The 17,895-nt window shown below is 72.3% G+C and carries 12 protein-coding genes; 3 read left to right on the top strand and 9 right to left on the bottom strand.

Translation table 11 applies throughout. The features are described 5' to 3' along the window. Nucleotides 1-80: 80 nt before the first annotated feature. The 3 genes from D7V93_RS16560 (at nucleotide 81) to thrC (ending at nucleotide 2,695) form a co-directional block, all read left to right on the top strand. A complete protein-coding gene (locus tag D7V93_RS16560; protein WP_120644340.1) occupies nucleotides 81-716 on the top strand; it encodes a protein-L-isoaspartate(D-aspartate) O-methyltransferase in 636 nt (211 codons plus the stop codon). An 87-nt stretch (nucleotides 717-803) separates the two neighbouring features. After that, complete coding sequence (locus D7V93_RS16555) at nucleotides 804-1,367, top strand: hypothetical protein (RefSeq protein WP_120644339.1); 564 nt, start codon at nucleotides 804-806, stop codon at nucleotides 1,365-1,367. Then, nucleotides 1,364-2,695 carry a threonine synthase gene (gene thrC, locus D7V93_RS16550; protein WP_120644338.1) on the top strand — a complete coding sequence of 444 codons (1,332 nt, stop codon included), beginning with the start codon at nucleotides 1,364-1,366 and terminating at the stop codon, nucleotides 2,693-2,695. Before D7V93_RS16555 ends, thrC begins: the two co-directional genes overlap by 4 nt. A gap of 12 nt (nucleotides 2,696-2,707) precedes the next feature. On the opposite strand, the gene D7V93_RS16545 is transcribed toward thrC, so the two are convergent. The 9 genes from D7V93_RS16545 to D7V93_RS16505 all read right to left on the bottom strand — a co-directional run bounded on the left by D7V93_RS16545 (nucleotide 2,708) and on the right by D7V93_RS16505 (nucleotide 17,779). After that, nucleotides 2,708-3,865, bottom strand: coding sequence for an acyltransferase family protein (locus D7V93_RS16545; RefSeq protein ID WP_120644337.1), 1,158 nt, complete (start codon nucleotides 3,863-3,865; stop codon nucleotides 2,708-2,710). Continuing rightward, nucleotides 3,862-4,731 (bottom strand): cupin-like domain-containing protein, encoded by an 870-nt coding sequence (locus tag D7V93_RS16540; protein ID WP_244237345.1) that lies wholly within the window; start codon nucleotides 4,729-4,731, stop codon nucleotides 3,862-3,864. The genes D7V93_RS16545 and D7V93_RS16540 overlap by 4 nt, the downstream gene beginning before the upstream one ends. A 29-nt stretch (nucleotides 4,732-4,760) precedes the next feature. Then, nucleotides 4,761-6,143 carry an MFS transporter gene (locus tag D7V93_RS16535; protein ID WP_120644335.1) on the bottom strand — a complete coding sequence of 461 codons (1,383 nt, stop codon included), beginning with the start codon at nucleotides 6,141-6,143 and terminating at the stop codon, nucleotides 4,761-4,763. Beyond that, complete coding sequence (locus tag D7V93_RS16530) at nucleotides 6,143-6,472, bottom strand: hypothetical protein (RefSeq protein WP_120644334.1); 330 nt, start codon at nucleotides 6,470-6,472, stop codon at nucleotides 6,143-6,145. The genes D7V93_RS16535 and D7V93_RS16530 overlap by 1 nt, the downstream gene beginning before the upstream one ends. Before the next feature lie 48 nt (nucleotides 6,473-6,520). Beyond that, complete coding sequence (locus tag D7V93_RS16525; protein ID WP_120644333.1) at nucleotides 6,521-7,804, bottom strand: glycosyltransferase family 4 protein; 1,284 nt, start codon at nucleotides 7,802-7,804, stop codon at nucleotides 6,521-6,523. 8 nt (nucleotides 7,805-7,812) lie between these two features. Then, nucleotides 7,813-8,610 carry a thioesterase II family protein gene (locus tag D7V93_RS16520; protein WP_120644332.1) on the bottom strand — a complete coding sequence of 266 codons (798 nt, stop codon included), beginning with the start codon at nucleotides 8,608-8,610 and terminating at the stop codon, nucleotides 7,813-7,815. 190 nt (nucleotides 8,611-8,800) lie between these two features. Then, nucleotides 8,801-10,102, bottom strand: coding sequence for a glycosyltransferase family 4 protein (locus D7V93_RS16515; RefSeq protein WP_120644331.1), 1,302 nt, complete (start codon nucleotides 10,100-10,102; stop codon nucleotides 8,801-8,803). Nucleotides 10,103-10,116: 14 nt separating this feature from the next. After that, nucleotides 10,117-13,185, bottom strand: a complete 3,069-nt coding sequence (locus D7V93_RS16510) for a type I polyketide synthase (RefSeq protein ID WP_120644330.1) — start codon at nucleotides 13,183-13,185, stop codon at nucleotides 10,117-10,119. Nucleotides 13,186-13,195: 10 nt separating this feature from the next. After that, entirely contained in the window at nucleotides 13,196-17,779 is a 4,584-nt protein-coding gene (locus D7V93_RS16505; RefSeq protein ID WP_120644329.1) for a type I polyketide synthase, read from the bottom strand. Between the last annotated feature and the right edge of the window lie 116 nt (nucleotides 17,780-17,895).

Here is a 17,895-nt window from a genome sequence, read left to right as displayed (position 1 = left end):
GGGCGGGGCCTGGCAGTCGCGTTGTCTCCGACTGTCGTCGTGCTTACGCTCTTCGTCGGAGGACCACCGGGGAGAGCGTCATGGGAGACTGGGGCCGAGCGGAGTATCTGGCGCGCCAGGGCATCCGGGATCGACGGGTGCTCGCGGCGATCGCGAACCTGAATCGTGCGGACTTCGTGCCCATCGAAGAACGGGACGTGGCCCACCGGGATGTGCCGCTGCCCATCGGCTACGGGCAGACCATCAGCCAGCCCTACGTGGTCGCCCTGATGAGCGAGGCCCTGCGCCTGCAAGGCGGCGAGCGCGTGCTGGAGATTGGCACCGGGTCCGGCTACCAGACGGCGGTGCTCTCCCTGCTGGCCCGCGAGGTCTTCACGGTGGAGATCGTCTCGGAGCTGGCCCGGCCCGCCCGGCGCCTCCTGCACCGGCTGGGCTTCTCCAACGTGTACTTCCGGGAAGGTGATGGGGCGCGGGGCTGGCCCGAGGCCGCACCCTTCGACGCCATCATCGCCACCGCCGCGCCCCCGGAGATTCCCCGCGAGCTCCTGCGGCAGCTCAAGCACGGCGGCCGCATGGTCATCCCCGTGGGAGGCGTGGACGAGACCCAGGAGCTCTTGCGCATCCGTCGCGGTCGGCCCGGACTGCTGCCCCAGGTCGAGCGCCTGCTGCCGGTGCGCTTCGTCCCGATGACGGGGCAGGCGGCGCCCGCGCATTGAGCGGTGCGCTGGTTGGCCTCCCTCCGGCGCACCCCTCATTTCCCGGGTCGCGTTGCCGTGCGGGGAGGGGACCGATAACGTCCGGCCATGATCATCTGCCCGGTCTGCGACCACGTGCAGTCGGAAGGCGAAGAGTGCGACGGCTGTGGCAAGCGCTTCCCCGGCCTCGTGGACACGGAGGAGCCCGTCGTCGTCCCCCTGCTGGAGCTGGAGCTGACGCACCACGCGGGCGGCCGCGTGGAGGTGCAGTCGGCGCCCCTGCCGGAGCTGGACCTGACGCGGCTGCGCTCGGGGCCGGACCTGCCGTCCATGTCGGTGCCCGACCTGGAGCTGACGAGCGCGGGCGCGACGGGCGAGGTGCCGGTCGCTCCCATGGCGGACCTGGACACGGGCCGCGCGCCGGATGACGGCGTGCGCACCGAAGCGCCCCTGGGGCCGGTGACGTGCCGCTACTGTCGCCACGTGCAGGCCGAAGGGCTCTTTTGTGACGGCTGCGGCATGCGGCTGCCCCGCGCGCGCCTAGCGCAGGAGGCGCCCGTGAAGGGCCGCGTGGCGGAAGGGGAGCGGGTCCCCTGTCCCTCCTGCCACACGCCGTCCTTTCCGGGCCGCGCGTGCGTGGCCTGTGGCACGAAGGTGCAGGTGGAGGAGTGACGGCCGGCGCGCTGAAGGCGGGCTACGCCTGCGCCGAGGGCTGCGGCTTCACGGCGTCCCTCTGGGACGTCGTCTACCGCTGCCCCCGGTGCGAGGGCCTGCTGGAGGTGGCCCACGACGAGGCCGCCCTGCGCGCCGTGCCCGCGGCCGAGTGGAAGCGCCGCTTCGAGTCCCGGTTCGCGACGTCGCGGCTGCCGGACGGCTCCGGGGTGTGGGGCAAGCGCGAGTGGGCGCTGCCCGAGCTGCCGGTGGAGGACATCGTCTCGCTGGGCGAGGGGCGCGTGCCGCTCAAGCCGCTGCCCCGCATGGCGGCGGAGCTGGGGCTGGGGTCGCTGATGTTGAAGGAGTGCGGCGTCTCCCCGACGGGCAGCTTCAAGGACTGGGGCATGACGGTCCTCGTGTCCGCGGTGAAGCACCTGCGCGCGCGGGGCACGCCCATCCGCGCGGTGGCGTGCGCGTCCACGGGTGACACGTCCGCGGCGCTGTCCGCGTACGCGGCGGCGGCGGGCATCCCGGCGGTGGTGTTCCTGCCGAAGAACAAGGTGTCGCTCGCGCAGCTCGTGCAGCCCATCGCCAACGGGGCGCGGGTGCTGTCGCTGGACACGGACTTCGACGGCTGCATGAAGCTGGTGCAGGCGGTGACGGCGGACACGGGGCTGTACCTGGCGAACTCGATGAACTCGCTGCGCATCGAGGGCCAGAAGATGATCGCCGTGGAGCTGTGCCAGGACCTGGGCTGGGAGCCGCCGGACTGGATCGTCATCCCGGGCGGCAACCTGGGCAACGCGAGCGCCCTGGGGCGAGGCCTGGAGCTGATGCACACGCTGGGGCTCATCACCCGCCGGCCGCGCATCGCGGTGGCGCAGGCGCAGCGGGCCAACCCCCTGTCGCGCTCGTTCCGGGGAGGCTTCCAGGAGCTGACGCCGATTCAGGCGGGGGCCACGCTCGCGTCCGCCATCCAGATTGGCAACCCGGTGTCCTTCCGCCGCGCGGTGAAGATGCTGCGCGCCTTCGACGGCGTGGTGGAGGAGGCGACGGAGTCGGAGCTGGCGAACGCCGCGGCCCGCGCGGATCGCGAGGGCACCTTCGCCTGTCCGCAGACGGGCGTGGCGCTGGCGGCGGTGGAGAAGCTGGTGGCCCAGGGTGTGATCGCGAAGGGCGCCAGCGTCGCGGTGGTGGCCACCGCGCACGGCCTGAAGTTCGCCGACTTCAAGGTGGGCTACCACCGGGGGACGCTGGCGGACGTGACGGCCGCGCATGCGAACCCGCCGGTGGAGCTGCCCGCGGACCTGTCGTCGGTGCGCGCGGCCTTGAAGGACCTGGGCTGACAGCGCGCGGGCCTAGCGCACGCCCAGCCAGGCCCCCAGGCGTGGCGTCCTTGAGACGAGGAGCAGCAGCGCCCCCGTTCCGCCGAACGTCATCACGAGCATGAAGACGAGCCGCGCGGACGGCGGCCACCCAAGCCGCGGCGCGAGGAGCTCCGCGGTGAGCAGGAACAGCGCGTGCGCCAGATAGAAGCCGTACGCGTAGGACTGGCCGAAGCGCGTGAGTCCCATGGACACGGTGGCGGACAGGCGTGACAGCAGCCAGTCCTTGTGCACGATGACCGCCGCGAACAGGGCCACGCCGTAGAGCAGGTTGCCCACGCGCCAGTTGGAGTGCGCGAGCAGCTCCGGCACGCCCTGGCCCATCCAGTAGCGGACCTCCAGCGTGTTGAGCCCCGCCGCGAGCGCCGGCAGCCCCAGGCCCCACACCGCGAACGTCGTCAGCGAGGGACGCGAGGGCAGCAGCGTCTGGAGCAGCGGCCACGTCGCGCCGAGCACCATCAGGTCCAACCAGAAGGGCGCCGCCAATCCCATCCATGCACCGATGGCGGCCCGGCTCGGCTGGAACATGAACCCCGTCACGGCGGCCTTGAGCGCGAACACCGCGACGACGAGCCCGAGCGCCCGGGCCGGCCGCCCCGCCGTGAGTCGCTCCACGGCGCGGTGCACGCGCGGGAAGAGGGGCTCCATCTGGAGCAGCACCAGCATGAACCACAGGTGCACGGCGAGCATCACGGTGGCCAGGGGGCTTGGGCCCAGCGGGATTCGGAAGATCCACTGCGACGCGAGCCCCTGCGACTGGAGCGCCAACCCGACGAGCCAGTACAGGCCGAGCCATGTGAACGTGGGCCGGGCGAGCAGGCCGATGCGCGAGCCCACGGACCGGACGGTCCCCTTCGCGGCGTCGCGCTCCAACCTGCGCGCCGTCAGCACCAGCGAGACGAGGAAGAGGACGGGGACGCAGAACTGACACGCATCGTGGAGGAGCTGCGCCACCGCGCGGGCCTGGGGCGCGAGGTCCGGGGCCTGCCACCACGTGGACAGCACGTGCAGCGTGCACATCGCGGTGAGCGACAGGAAGCGCAGCACGTCCAGCTCCAGCGAGCGGGCCTGCGCGGCGGTGGCGAGGACGGCCGCGTCGGACGCGGACAGGGCTTGGGGCTGGGCGTTCATCGGGTGGAGTCCTGCTGGAAGCGGCGGTGGTGCACGGCGCTCTTGCGGATGCGCCCCAGCGCGCTCATGGCGAGCGACGGCATCAGGTGCGGGCCGATGCGCGCGAGCATCGACCACGTCCACCACCAGTAGTTCGTGGCGATGGCGGGCTCCACCGTGAGGACGCGGTGCCACCAGCCATAGGGGAGGAAGAGGATCTCTCCGGCCTCCAGCACGAAGTCGTAGTCGGGCACCTGGTTGCCGGGCAGCTCGTCCGGCCTGCCGCCGTGGGGCACGAGGTCGTGGCGGCTCACCACGGACCAGACGTGATCCAACTTCGCGGGGGAGAGGACGCGGTCGCGCGAGGGCGAGTAGAGCTGCCAGCGCTTCCGTCCCACCATCACCGCGTGCATGTTGTGCGCGCGGTCCAGGTGGAGCTGGGTGAAGGTGCCGCGCGGGCCCATGAAGAAGAGCTGTTCGGTGAGCTTGCGCTGGACCTCGTAGGAGGGGAAGCGCAGGTCCTCGCGCAGCGACGGCACGCGGGTGAACAGGTCCTTGCCGATGAGGTAGCCCAGCTTCTCGGACTCGGGGCCGCGCAGCGCCTGCACGTAGTCGCGCATCGTCATCGTGCGCACGGTGCCCACGCGCTTGACGGCGCCCTTCGGGGCATCGCTGCCGTACTGGAGCCACTCGACGGGCAGCTCCAGGTCGCCGTGCTCGGAGGCGAACCAGTCGAAGGTCCATCGCTTCGCGGCGGGCCAGTCCTTCATGGCCTCGGTGAAGATGACGGGCTCCTGCGCGGAGTCCAGGGCGTCGTACAGCGTCTGCCGGCTGTAGACGGACGTGCGCATGGGCACGCGGGGCGTGAGGAAGGATGGGGAGGTCATGGGCATGGCTCCTGGGCCAGGGAAGGGGTTCAGGTTCCGGTGTGGGGTTGCGGCGTGAGGCCGAGGGGAAGTTCTGGATCCGCGTCGGGCAGGACGTGTTCGACGCGTCGCACGCTGGGGAGGAGCGTGCACGTCACCACCAGCAGCACGGTGAAGATGCCCAGCAGCAGGAAGAGCAGGGCGATGCCCCGGCCCGGTCCCATGCCGCCCAGCCACGGCGCCAGCGTGGAGGCCAGCGGACCACCCACGGCCATCAGCGGCTCGAAGACATGATCCGCGAGCGGGCCGGAGAGCAGGTACGCGACGGGGATGGAGCCGCCGGACAACGCGGAGTGCACGGCGAACACGCGGCCCTGCAACCGCGTGGGCACCTTGCGCTGCCAGATGGTCTGGTTGCAGCTCATGATGACGGGGATGGTGAAGAGGACGCCGAAGGCGCCCGCGCCCACCATCAGCGCCGACGCGCGCGTGGCGCCCAGCGCGAGGAACACGCCCTGCAGGAGCACGAAGCCGAGCACGCTCCAGATGCGGTGACGTGAACCGCCCCAGGCGAGCAGCACCAGGCTGCCGGCGAGCATGCCCAGGCCGCCCGCGGTCATCACCACGCCCAGCGTGCGCACGTCGGTGAAGGACATGACGAGCGGCGTGACGAGCACCTGGATGATGCCCAGGTTGAAGCTCATCAGCGTGATGAGGACCTGGAGGCCGAAGAGGCCCGGCCGCTCGCGGATGTAGCGCCAGCCCACCGCCGCGTCCTGGAGTGCGCGGCCTCCCATGGAGGAGCCCGCGGGCGCGGCTTCCTTCGGCGGCGCGGCCGGCATGGGGATGAGCGCCAGCACCACCAGGGAGAAGCTGAAGGTGACGACGTCGATGGCGAGCAGGCCGGTGACGCCGATGACGGGCATCAGCATGCCGGACAGGAGCGGCGCGACGATGTAGCCCAGCGCCATGCCCAGCTGCATGAGGCCGTTGGCGCGCGGAAGCTGCTCTGTCGACACCATCAGCGTCGTGGCCTTGGGGAAGGCCGGCAGGTGGATGCTGTTGAACGCCGCGCCGCCCGCGACGAGCGCGAGGATGGCGCCCACGCCCAGGTGGTCCGTGTAGAGCAGCAGCGCGATGAGCAGCGTGCACACGCCGCCGCCCGCGTGGCCCAGCATCATCACCTTGCGCAGGTCGTGCCGGTCCACCACGCCGCCCAGGAGCGGCGCCACCAGCACGCCCGGCGCGAAGCTGGCGAGCGCGATGAGCGAGTAGAGCGACGTGGACTTCGTGTGCTCGTACATCCACACGCCCAGGCCGAAGCCGGTCAGGTGCGTGCCGATGGCCGACACCGTCTGGGCGACCCACAGCAACACGTACCGGGGGAAGTGCTGGAGCGGAGGCTCCAGCGCGGAGGTGCCGGCCGGAGCCATCAGGTGCCGTCCTCGGCCTTCGACTTCGCCGCTTCGCGCTGGAGCCGCTCGTGGTTGTTGTCGATGCCGTGGCGCGCGTCCGCGAGCACGTTGATGTCGAACTCCTGGTAGCCGAACGAAGGCCACGAGCGCAGCAGCGACAGGAGCGCCTCGTGAGACTCCGCGTTGGCGATGCACATGCCCGCGCGGGGCAGCAGGTAGTACGCGCAGTCGAAGGTTCCGTCGGACAGGCGCGCGCCCACCCACTCGCGCACGGCGCGGTTGAGCGAGGCGGGGTCCGGCGGGTACGGGCCGTTGGGACGGTCCCTGGCGATGATGAGGAACTTCATGGTGGGCAGGCTCCTGCGACGTCGGACGTCGCGGGTGGAAGGTCGGGGTCAGGACTGGGACAGGCGCGCGTAAACAGCGAGCGTCGCGCGGGCCATGGTGGCGCGGTCGAAGCGCGCCTCCGCGACGCGGCGCCCTGACTCGCGCAGGGTGTTGGCGAGCCCCGGCTCCCAGAGGACCCGAAGCTGCGCCCACGCGAGCTCCGAGTCGTCCAGGCGCAGGCGCCCGTCCGCATCGCGGTGGACGGGGACGAGGAGGCCGGAGCCTTCGTCCTGGAGGATCTCCGCGGGGCCTCCGGAGGCGACGGCCACCACGGGGCTGCCCGCGGCCATCGGCTCCACCACGGCGTAGCCGAAGGGCTCGTAGAGCGACGGCACCACGGTCAGCTCGGACAGGTGGTAGAGCGCGGCGAGCTGTTCACGCGACAGGTTGCCCAGGCGCTTCACGTTCGACTTCAGCACCGGGTGCTGGGCCTCCAGCGCGGCCACCTCGTCCGCGATCTGCTGGGACTCGCTCGTACCCTGCTGACCCTGGGCGTGGACGTACTGCATGTCCATGCCGGCCAGCGCATAGGTGATGTCGGGCTGGGCCTTGAGGACCCGCAGGGCGGAGCGCAGCAGCGGCACCACGCCCTTCTGGAAGGTGGGGCGGCCCGCGAAGGCCACCACGCGGCCCTGGAGGCCCCACTGCTCGCGCAGCGCGGTCAGCGTCTCGGGCGCGGGCGGCTTCTGGAAGAGGCCGGTGTCGAAGCCGTTGTGGACCACGGCGATCTTCTCCAGCGGGACCCCGAGCGACTCGTGGAGCACGTCGCGGATGGACGCGCTGACGGCGATGAGGGCGGTGGCCGCGTGGCAGAACTGCTTCTCCACCGCGCCCACGGCATCGAGGGCCACGGAGCCCCACCAGCGGCGCAGGGGCAGGTGCAGCATGTGCACGCTGACGAGCAGCTTCGCGCCCAGCCGCTGCTGGACCTGGAGCGCCGCGGGCACCATCCAGAAGTCGTGGCAGTGCAGCACGTCCGGCTTCTCACCGGTGCGCTCCGCCAGCGCGAGGATGTACGCGGCCAGCTCCTCGTTGAAGCGCTGGAGCTGCTGCGCTGTGGGGCTGCCGTCCGCGCCCAGGGGCATCTGGAGGATGGCGGCGCTCGGTTGGAGGCGGTGGACGCGGCCCTCCACGACGCTCGGCTTCGTGAGGCGGGAGGTGATGACGGTCGGCTGACAGCCGAGTGCTTCGAGCCCGGCGACCAGCTCCTGGGTGTGCGTGTAGAGGCCGCCGACGGAGACCTCGCCGGGTTCGGGGTACTGGGGCGTGAGCAGGTAGACGCGCGGTGACATGGAGAGGCTCAGGAGCGGGAGGGAGGGACGGAGAGGGCGCGCCGCAGGGCCTGGAGCAGGCCGCGGGGTGTGCCCTTGAGGAAGAAGTGGTCGCCCAGGAACGTGCGCGACGTGAAGGGGCCGGAGGACAGCGCGCGCCAGGCCTTCGTCGCGTCGTCCGGCACGTAGTCCTCGCTGCCCCGGAAGGCGGACAGGGGGCAGGTGAGCGGCGGGCCCGGCGTGAAGACGTAGCCCTCGCACACGGCGGTGTCGGCGAGCACCACGTCGCGCACCAGCGCGAGCAGCTCCTCACCCATGCCCTGGGGAAGGGCCAGGGCCGTCTCGCGACGTCGGGCCTCGCTCGCGTCGATGTCGTGCGTGGCGGCCGTCATGGGGGTTGCCGCGAGCGTGTGAGGCGCGCGGTAGCTGGCGACGAAGAGGTGCACGGGGCCGGAGAGCCCACGGGAGCGCAGCGCGCGGGACAGCTCGAAGGCGAGCAGCGCGCCCATGCTGTGACCGAAGAGGGCGAAGGGCCGGTCCGCGTGACGGGCCACCGCGTCCGCCAGGGCTTCCACCAGGGGGCGAAGGTCGCGCAGGGGCGGCTCGTTCAGGCGGGACTCGCGGCCGGGGAGCTGGAGCGGGCAGACCTCGATGTCCGTGCCCAGCTCCGCCTGCCAGGTGCGGAACAGCGATGCGCTGCCACCGGCATGGGGCAGGCAGAACAGGCGCAGGCGCGCATGCGGCTGCGGAACGTGGAAGGCGAGCCACGGATCCGCGAGCGTCCGTGGAGCGGAGGGCGTCGACTCGGAGACGGCTGGCGCGCTCATGACACGGCCTCCGGGGATGCGGAGCTGCGCGGCGTCAGTGCGCAAAGCCCTGTGGCGGACGCGCCCATGACACGGCCTCCTGATTCACGGAGGACACGGGCGAACGTGGCGGCGCGCTGCGTGCGGTTCGCGGCGAGCCTCCGGGCTGGACCGGAGTCGGCTCGCGTCGCGGCGTTGGATGAGCGTCCGTTCATGACACGGCCTCCTGGTTCACGGAGACATGCGGGAACGGTGGAGGCGCACCGAGGAGCGTGCGGTAGACGGCGAGGTTCGCGGCGATCATCCGCTCCAGGCCGAAGTGCTCCAGCACGCGCTGCTGGCCGGCCTCGCCCATGCGCCGGGCCCGCGCCGGATCCTCCAGCAGGGAGAGCTGCGCGGCGGCGAAGGCGTCCACGTCCACCTCGCGCAGGTCGCCCTGGCCCGACGGACGCACCGGCACGAGAAGCCCCGTCTCCCCGGGGACGACGATCTCCGACGGTCCTCCGGAGCGCGTGGCCACGAGCGGAAGGCCCGACGCCATCTGTTCGATGGCGGTGTAGCCGAAGGGCTCGTAGATGGAGGGCACCACCGCGATGTCGGCGATGCGGTGAAGGAGCCCGAGCTGCGGCCGGGGCAGCTTCCCCAGCAGCTTCACGCGGCCCAGGATGGATGCGTACCGGCGCGACAGCTCCTGCACCATCTGCGTGGACTCGCGCGAGTCCGTGCCGCCCGCGAGGAGGAAGCACGTGGCGGGGCGTTCTGCGAGCACGCGCTCGGCGGCGGCGAAGATGGCGGAGATGCCCTTCTGCGGGTGCAGGCGCCCCGTGTAGAGCACCACCCGGTCATCAGGCCCCGCCACCGTGGCGCGCAGGCGTGCATAGGTTTCTGGCGAGTGGGCCGGCTGGAGGTTGGGCCGTGCGTCCATGGCGCAGTGGATGGTGTGCAGGAGCGCACCGGGCATCCCGTACGTGTCGCGGATGAGCTGCGACATGGACGCGCTCACGGAGACGATGGGCGTGGCGCCGTCGTAGAGGTGGCGCTCCTCCTCCAGGATCTCAGGGTCGGGCGTCTGTCCCCACCAGCGCTCTGCGGGCTCGGAGATGTAGTGGGTGGTGCCCAGCACCGGCACGCCGGACTCGCGGCCCAACTGCCGCGCCGCGCGCGAGGTGTGCCACTGGTGGAAGTGGATGACGTCCGGGCGCTCTTCGCGCAGGCGCTCGCGGCCGTGCACGAGCAGGTCCTCGTTGAAGGCGCGGAGGCCCTGCACCAGCGACAGTCGGCCTGCCTGGGCGAGGCTCGCGCGGCTGGGCGGCACCAGGTGCACGGTGAGGTTCGGCTCGCGCAGCACCGTGGGCTCGCCCGGCGTGTACGCGAGCACGGTGACGCGACAGCCCGCGCGAGCCAGGCCCGTGGCCAGTTCGTAGACGTAGGTGCCCACGCCGCCAGCGACGTTGGGCGTGTACTCCATGGCGAGCAGGAGCACGGTGAGGGGCACGGAAGGGGGGCGTCCCATGGGTTTGCGATCTCCTAGCGGGCAGCGACAGGGGCTTCGGGGCAGAGGTCCGCCAACATGCGCAGCAGGGCCGCGGTCTGCGCATCGGCGTGGGAGGGGTGCTCACGCAGGCTGGCGATCAGCTCCGCCATGCGACCCACCGTGGGCGACTCGAACAGCGACTGGAGCGGCACGCTGAAGCCCAGCGTCTCGCGCAGCCGGCCCACCACCGTGGTGGCCAGCAACGAGTGCCCACCCAGGTCGAAGAAGTCGTCGTGCACGCCCACGGGCCGCACACCCAGCACCTCTTCCCAGAGCGAGGCCACCAGCTTCTCCTCCTCGGTGCCCGGTGCCACGTAGGCCGTGCGCAGTCCGGGGCGGGAGGGCGCGGATGCCGTCGCCTGCACCTCGGACGAAGCCACGGGCTCCGCGACACCGGAGGCGACCCGCGTGCCGGCGGGCACCCAGTGACGGCGGCGCTCGAACGGGTAGGTGGGCAACGACACGCGGCGGCGGGACTGCGCGCCATTCACGGCCGCCCAGTCCACGTCCACGCCGGCCAGCCACAGCTTGCCGACGGCGCCCATCAGGAACCGGGTGTCCGGCTGCGAGTCCTCCGGATGCCGCACGGACGTGACGAGCGCGCGCTCACGGCCCGGTCCCTGTCCCGCGAAGGTGGTCAGCGCGCGGCCGGGGCCCACCTCCAGGAACACGCGGTTCGGCTTCTGTCCGAGCGTGGAGAGCCCCTCCGCGAAGCGCACCGGCTGGCGCAGGTGACGGGCCCAGTAGCGCGGGTCGGTGGCCTCCGCGGCGGTCACCCAGGTGCCGGTGACGTTGGACACGTAGGGAAGGCGAGGGGCCTGGAGGCGCACCTTGCGCACGGCCTCGGTGAAGCGCTCCAGGATGGGCTCCATCATCGCGGAGTGGAACGCGTGCGACGTATGCAGCCGACGGCACCGGGCGCCCTGGGCCTCCAGCCTCGTGCGCAGGGCTTCCACCGCCGCCTCGGGACCGGACACCACGGTCCACGCGGGTGCGTTCACCGCGGCGAGGGACAGCTCCGTGCCCAGGTGCGGGAGGAGGTCCGCCTCGGGCAGCGCCACGGAGAGCATCGCGCCCGAAGGGAGCGACTGCATGAGGGCGCCCCGCGCGGCGACCAATGACAGCGCGTCCGCGAGTGTGAAGACACCCGCGAGGCACGCGGCCACGTACTCGCCCAGGCTGTGACCCAGCAGGGCTTCGGGCTTCAGGCCCCACGACTCCCACAGCTTCGCGAGTGCGTACTCCACCGTGAAGAGGGCCGGCTGCGCGAGCCGCGTCTGCTCCAACTGGAGTCGCGCCTCGTCGCGCTTCTCCGGGCGCGGGTAGAGCACGTCGCGCAGGTCCAGACCCAGGTGCGGACGCAGGAGGCTGGCGCAGCCGTCCACCTGCTCGCGGAAGACGCGCTCGTGCTCGTAGAGACCGCGCGCCATGTCCACGTACTGCGAGCCCTGACCGGAGAGGAGGAACACCACCGGCCTGCCGGTCCGCTCCTCGGCGGCGGTGGGCAGTCGGTCCCCGCTGGACAGGGCCTGGACCGCCTCCGCCACGTCGTGCGCGACCACCGCGCGCCGATGTGCGTGCCGGCGGCGGCCCACCTGGAGCGTCCACGCCACGTCGGCCAGGTCCGCCTGCGGGTGCGAGCGCAGGTGCTCCGCGAGCCGTGCCGTCTGCGCGGCCAGCGCGCCCGGCGTGCGCGCCGACAGCACGAGCAGGCGCGGAGCTGGGGCGCTCGCGCTCGTGGGACGCGGCGCGGGGGCCTCCTCCAGGATGACGTGCGCGTTGGTGCCGCCCATGCCGAAGCTGCTGACGCCCGCGCGGCGCGGAGTTCGCGCAGGGGCCTTCCACTCGCGCAGGTCGTCGTTCAGGTAGAAGGGCGTCGACTCCCACGGGATGAGTGGGTGGGGGTTGCTGGCGTGGATGCTGGGCGGCAGCTTGCGGTGCTTGAGCGCCAGCGCCGTCTTGATGAGGCCCGTCACGCCCGCGGCGGCATCCAGGTGGCCGATGTTCGCCTTCACCGAACCGAGCACGCAGGTGCGCGGGCCCGCGGCCTCGTCACCGAAGGCGCGGGTGAGGGCCTGCACCTCGATGGGGTCTCCCAGCGCGGTGCCGGTGCCGTGGGCTTCGACGTAGCCCAGGCTGCCCGCGGACACGCCCGCGTTGCCCAGCGCTTCGGAGATGACGGAGGCCTGTCCGTCCACGCCCGGCGCGGTGTAGCCGGCGCGCAGCGCGCCGTCGTTGTTCACCGCGCTGCCCTTGATGACCGCGTAGATGGGATCGTTGTCCTGGAGCGCATCCTCCAGTCGGCGCAGCGCCACCACGCCCGCGCCGCTGCCGAAGACGATGCCGCGCGCGTCCTTGTCGAAGGGCCGGCACCGGCCATCGGGGGAGAGGATGCCGCCCTCGACGAAGCGGTAGCCGCCCTGCAGGCCCAGGTTGATGGACACGCCGCCCGCGAGCGCCAGGTCGCACTCGTGGTTGAGCAGGCTCTGGCACGCGACGTGGACAGCGACGAGCGACGTGGAGCAGGCGCTCTCCACGTTGAAGCTGGGGCCGCGCAGGTCCAGCTTGTAGGACGCGCGCGTGGTGAGGAAGCTGCCCGCGTTGCCCAGGTTGAGCTGGAGCGGATCCGCGGTGCGCAGCACCTCCGCGTTCGTCAGCAGGTGGAAGACCAGGTACGTGCTGAGCGCCTGCCCGCCGAAGACGCCCACGAGCAGCTCGCCCGGAGGCGCGCCGTGGCCCGCGTCCTCCAGGGCCTCCAGTGCGCACTCCAGGAACAGGCGCTGCTGCGGATCCATCAGCTCCGCCTCGCGCGGGCTGTAGCCGAAGTAGGCCGCGTCGAAGCCGGCCACGTCGTCCAGCTTCGACACGACCTTGACGAAGGCCGGATCTTCCAACGCGGCCGGGGACGCGCCCGCGGCCAGGGCCTCCGCGTCGGTGAGCGACTGGAAGGACTCCACGCCGTCGCAGAGGTTGCGCCAGAACTCGTTCACATCGCGGGCGCCGGGGAAGCGGCCCGCGAGGCCGACGATGGCGATGTCGGTGCCGCTCGTGTTGTCGGACATGGGTGGGCTCCTAGCGGCTCGACGGTCGACGCTGACCGAGCTGCTCGCGGCGTCGGGCGCCGCGCCCGCGTCGGTCGGTGGTGGGAGGGGCTTCGTCGGAGGGCCGCGCCAGCAGTCGCGCCAGCGCGCCCAGGGTGGGGTTGGCGAAGAGGGCGACCACGGGCACGTCCACGCCCAGGCGCCGCTTCACCTCGCCAATGACCTTCAGGCCGATGAGCGAGTTACCGCCCAGGTCGAAGAAGTTCTCGTGCGGATCCACGCGCTCCACGCCCAGGAGTCGCCGCCAGATCTCCTCCAGCGTGGCCTCCACGTCATCCGCAGGCACGGCGAGCGCGTCCGGGACCGGGCCTTCGGGAGTCGCCAGCGCGTCGCGCATCAGCGTCGCGCCCCGGGCGATGAGGGTGGGCAGATCCTGCGTGGACACCACGACCTGGATGGGCAGCGCGGATAGCACGCGGGTGAAGACGTCCAGGCCCTCGGCGTTGGAGAGCGCGGGAGCGAGCATCGCCTCGCGCATGCGTCGCGCGGCCTCGGGCAGGTCGGTGGCCACGGCCTGGCCCACCTCGCGCCACGTGTCCCACGCGAGCGCCACGGTGGGCAGTCCGCGCGCGGAGCGAGCCTGGGCGAAGGACTCCTGGAAGGAGCAGGCGGCGCAGTGGTCGATCTGCCCGGGCTCGGCGGTGTACGCGGTGCGGGACGAGCACAGCAGCAGGAAGTCCAGCGGCGTGTCCTTCAGCAGCGCATCCAGCACGAGCGTGCCCTGCACCTTGGGGCGCAGCACTTGGGCCACGGCCTCCGGAGTGCGAAGCTGCGCGAGCCCGCCCGCCGCGATGCCCGCCGCGTGGATGACGCCATGCAGGGCGCCGAACTTCTCCTGCGTCCGCCGCAGCACCTCCGCCATCGCCGCCGCGTCCGCTACGTCCGCGCGAGCCACGAGCACGCGGGCCCCCAGGGCCTCCAGCGACAGCAGGCGGCGCAGCGTATTCACGGTCGCGTCCGCATCGCCCGGAGCCGCCACTCGCGCTTCCCACTCCGAACGGTCGGGCAGCACGGTGCGCCCCACCAGCACCAGCCGGGCCCGGGCCGTGCGCGCCAGGTGTTCGGCCAGCTCCAACCCGATGGCGCCCAGGCCGCCGGTGATGAGGTACGTGCCTTCCGGCCGCACGCGGGACACGACAGTCGGGGCCGGCGCTTCCAAACGCACCGGCGCGAAGTCCTGTACCCAGCGGTGGGCACCGCGCAGCGCCACGCAGCTATCGCGGGCGGAGCCCAGCACCTCCGTCACCAGCCGCGACGCCAGGGCTTCACGAGCGTCGCAAGCAGCGCCAGGCATCCATTCCACGTCCACGGAGGAGCAGGTGACGCCGGGCAGCTCGCGAGGGAGCACGCGGCAGGCACCCAGCAGCGTGGCCTTCTCCGGCGCCAGCGCCTCATGGCCCGTGACGGCGTGAAGTCCCGTCGAGACCACGGTGAGGTGCAGGGGCTCGCGACTCCCGAGGGTGCCCAGGTGCTGGGCCAGGAGCAGGAGGCTGAGGAAGCCGCGCTCGTACGCCGTCTCCACGCCCGAAGGATCCAGGCTCCACAGGTGGACGATGCGATCCGGCCGCTGCCCGTCCTCCACGAGCGCCGCCATCAACGCCGAATAGGACGCGGCCTCGGAGGGCTGCACTTCGTAGCCTCCGTCCGCCAGACGCTGGAACGCGTTCCCCGGGTGCACGAGGCGCACCGATGCGCCACCTTCCGTCAGCCTGCGAGCGAGCACCTCCGCCACGCCCCCGGCGTCCGCGAACAACAGCCACGCCTGTGGGAAGACGGTCGCCGCGGCAGTGGGAGGCAGCGAGCGCTTCCACGACGGCAGGTAGAACCAGTCCGCCGGATCCGCACGACGCTCCAGTGGCGCGGAGGCCGGAGGCTGCTCCGCGCGCGGCTCCATCCAGTGGTGCTTGTGCTCGAACGGGTAGGTGGGCAGCACCACGCGTCGGCGCGACTCCCCCGAGGACAGCCGCCGGAAGTCCACCGGCACGCCCGCGAGCCACAGCTTCCCCAGCGTCTGCAACGCGAAGCGCAGGTCCGAGCCCGGCTCGCGAGGAGCCCGCATGCTCGTCAGCACGCCCGTGGGCGCGGAGCGGTCGATCTGCAACCGCGCCAGCGAGCCGAGCGTCCGCCCCGGGCCCACCTCCAGCAGCACGCGCGAAGGCGCCTCCAGCAGCGTCCGCACGCCCTGCCCGAAGCGCACCGGCTGGCGCAGGTGCTTCACCCAGTAGTCGGGCGATGTGGCCTCCTCGGCGGTGAGCCACGTCCCCGTCACGCCGGACACGACGGGACGCGTGGGCGGGTTCAGCTTCAACCGGCGAACGGCGGCGGAGAACGCGGGAAGGATGGGGTCGATGAGGTGCGAGTGCGCCGCCACGTCGATGTGCACGCGCCGGTGCTCCACACCCTGTTCCGTCAGCCGCGCCGCGAATGCGTCCACGGCGGCCAGCTCCCCGGCGACGACGCACTGGGAAGGCCCGTTGCTCGCCGCCAGCGACAGCGAGGACTCCAGCAGCGCCAGCACCTGCTCCTCGGGCAGCGCCACGGAGAGCATCGCGCCGGGAGGGAGCTGCTCGAACAGACGCCCGCGCTCGGCCACCAGCGCCAGCGCGTCCTCCAGCGAGAAGACGCCCGCGAGGCACGCGGCCACGTACTCGCCCATGCTGTGGCCGATGAAGGCCTCCGCCTTCACGCTCCACGACTCCCACAGCTTCGCCAGCGCGTACTCCACCGCGAACAGCGCGGGCAGCCCCACCGACGGCCGGGGCAGCGGCGTGCCGTCCTCCACCGTCCCAGTGGCGGGGTAGAGCGCCTCCCGCAGCGAAGGACCGCCCTGGCGCGACAGCAGCGACCCACACGCGTCGAACGCGTCGCGGAAGACGGGCTCCTTCTCGTACAGCTCCTGCCCCATGCGTACGTGCTGCGCGCCGCCACCGGGGAACAGGAAGACCACCGGCCGCGCGCCGTCCTTCGCCACCCCCGCGTGCAGCCGCTCACGGTCCACCGTGCCCAGCACCTCCACGGCCTCTTCACGCGAGCCGCACACCAGCGCGCGGCGATGCGCGAATGCCTTGCGCCCCACCTGGAGTGTCCACGCGACATCCGCCAGGGACTGCTCCGGATGCGCTTCCAGGTGCGAGGCGAGCCGCCGCGTGGCCGCCTCCAGCGCGGCTTCCGTGCGCGCGGAGAGCACCAGCACCTGCGAGTCGCGCGAAGGTCCGGACGGAGGCCGCGAGGGCGCCTCCTCCAGGATGGCGTGCGCGTTGGTGCCACCGATGCCGAACGAGCTGACCCCTGCACGGCGCGGCTGCTCGCCCGGCGTGCGCCACGACTCCGCGCGAGGGCTGACGTAGAAGGGGCTGGAGGCCCAGTCGATGTTGGGATTGGGCGTGTCGAAGTGCAGCGTCGGCGGGATGAGGCCGTGCTCCACCGCGAGCGTCGCCTTGATGAGCCCCGCCACTCCGGCCGCCGCATCCAGGTGCCCGATGTTCGCCTTCACGGAGCCCAGCGCGCAGAAGGCCGTGGCCGCGGAGTCCGCGCGGAACACCCGCGTCAGCGCGGAGACCTCCACCGGATCACCCAGCAGCGTCCCCGTGCCATGGGCCTCCACGAAGCCCACCGTGTCCGGCGTCACCTCCGCCAGCGCCTGCGCGCGAGCAATCACTTCCGCCTGTCCGTCCACGGACGGCGCGGTGAAGCCCAGCTTCGCGGAGCCGTCGTTGTTGATGGCGGTGGCGCGGATGACGGCGTGGATGGGGCTGCCGTCCTGGAGCGCGTCCTCCAGCCGCTTGAGCACCACCACGCCCACGCCGTTGCCGAACAGCGTGCCCTGCGCGCGCGCGTCGAACGGGCGGCAGTGGCCGTCCGGCGTGGCCAGGCCCCCGGGCTGGTGCACATGTCCGGTGCGCTGGGGCACGTCCACCGACACACCGCCCGCGAGCGCCACGTCGCACTGGAAGCCCAGCAGCGCCTGACACGCGAGGTGCGTGGCGACAAGCGACGTGGAGCAGCCCGTCTGCACGTCCAGCGCCGGGCCCTTCAGGTCCAGGTGGTACGCGAGCCGCGTGGCGAGGAAGTCCTTGTCGTTGCCGATCATCACCTGGAACGCCTCGTCCGACGCGAGCAGCTCCGGGTACGTGCGCAGGTTGAAGAGCAGGTACGTGCTGAGGCTGGTGCCCGCGAACACGCCCACCGACTTGGAGTCCCCGTCCAGGCCGTGCCCCGCGCGCTCCAGGGCCTCCCACGCGCATTCGAGGAACAACCGGTGCTGTGGATCCATCAGCGCCGCCTCGCGCGGGCTGTAGCCGAAGAAGGGCGCGTCGAAGCCGCCCACGTCCTCCAGCACCGCCCCGGCCCGCACGAAGTTCGGATCCTTCAGCCGCTCCGGGGGCACGCCGCGCGCGAGCAGCTCCGCGTCGCTGAAGAAGCGGATGCCCTCCACGCCGTCACGCAGGTTGCGCCAGAACGACTCCACGTCCGGAGCCCCTGGGAAGCGCCCCGCGAGGCCGACGATCGCGATCGCCAGCTCGGAGCCGGGTGGAAGTTCGGTGGTGTCGTCCATGGAAGGGCAGGGTCCTTGGGTGTGCGGGCCCCGGGCGGACCCCTCCCGTTCCCGCGTGGACACACGCGGGCCCGTGGCGGGGACGCCAGGAAGGCCCTGTCAGGGCAGAGTTGGGG

The organism is Corallococcus llansteffanensis (genome assembly GCF_003612055.1).
Classification (GTDB): domain Bacteria; phylum Myxococcota; class Myxococcia; order Myxococcales; family Myxococcaceae; genus Corallococcus; species Corallococcus llansteffanensis.
The sequence above is the reverse complement of the archived record's forward strand: the minus strand, read 5'-3'. Positions and strand labels throughout refer to the sequence as shown.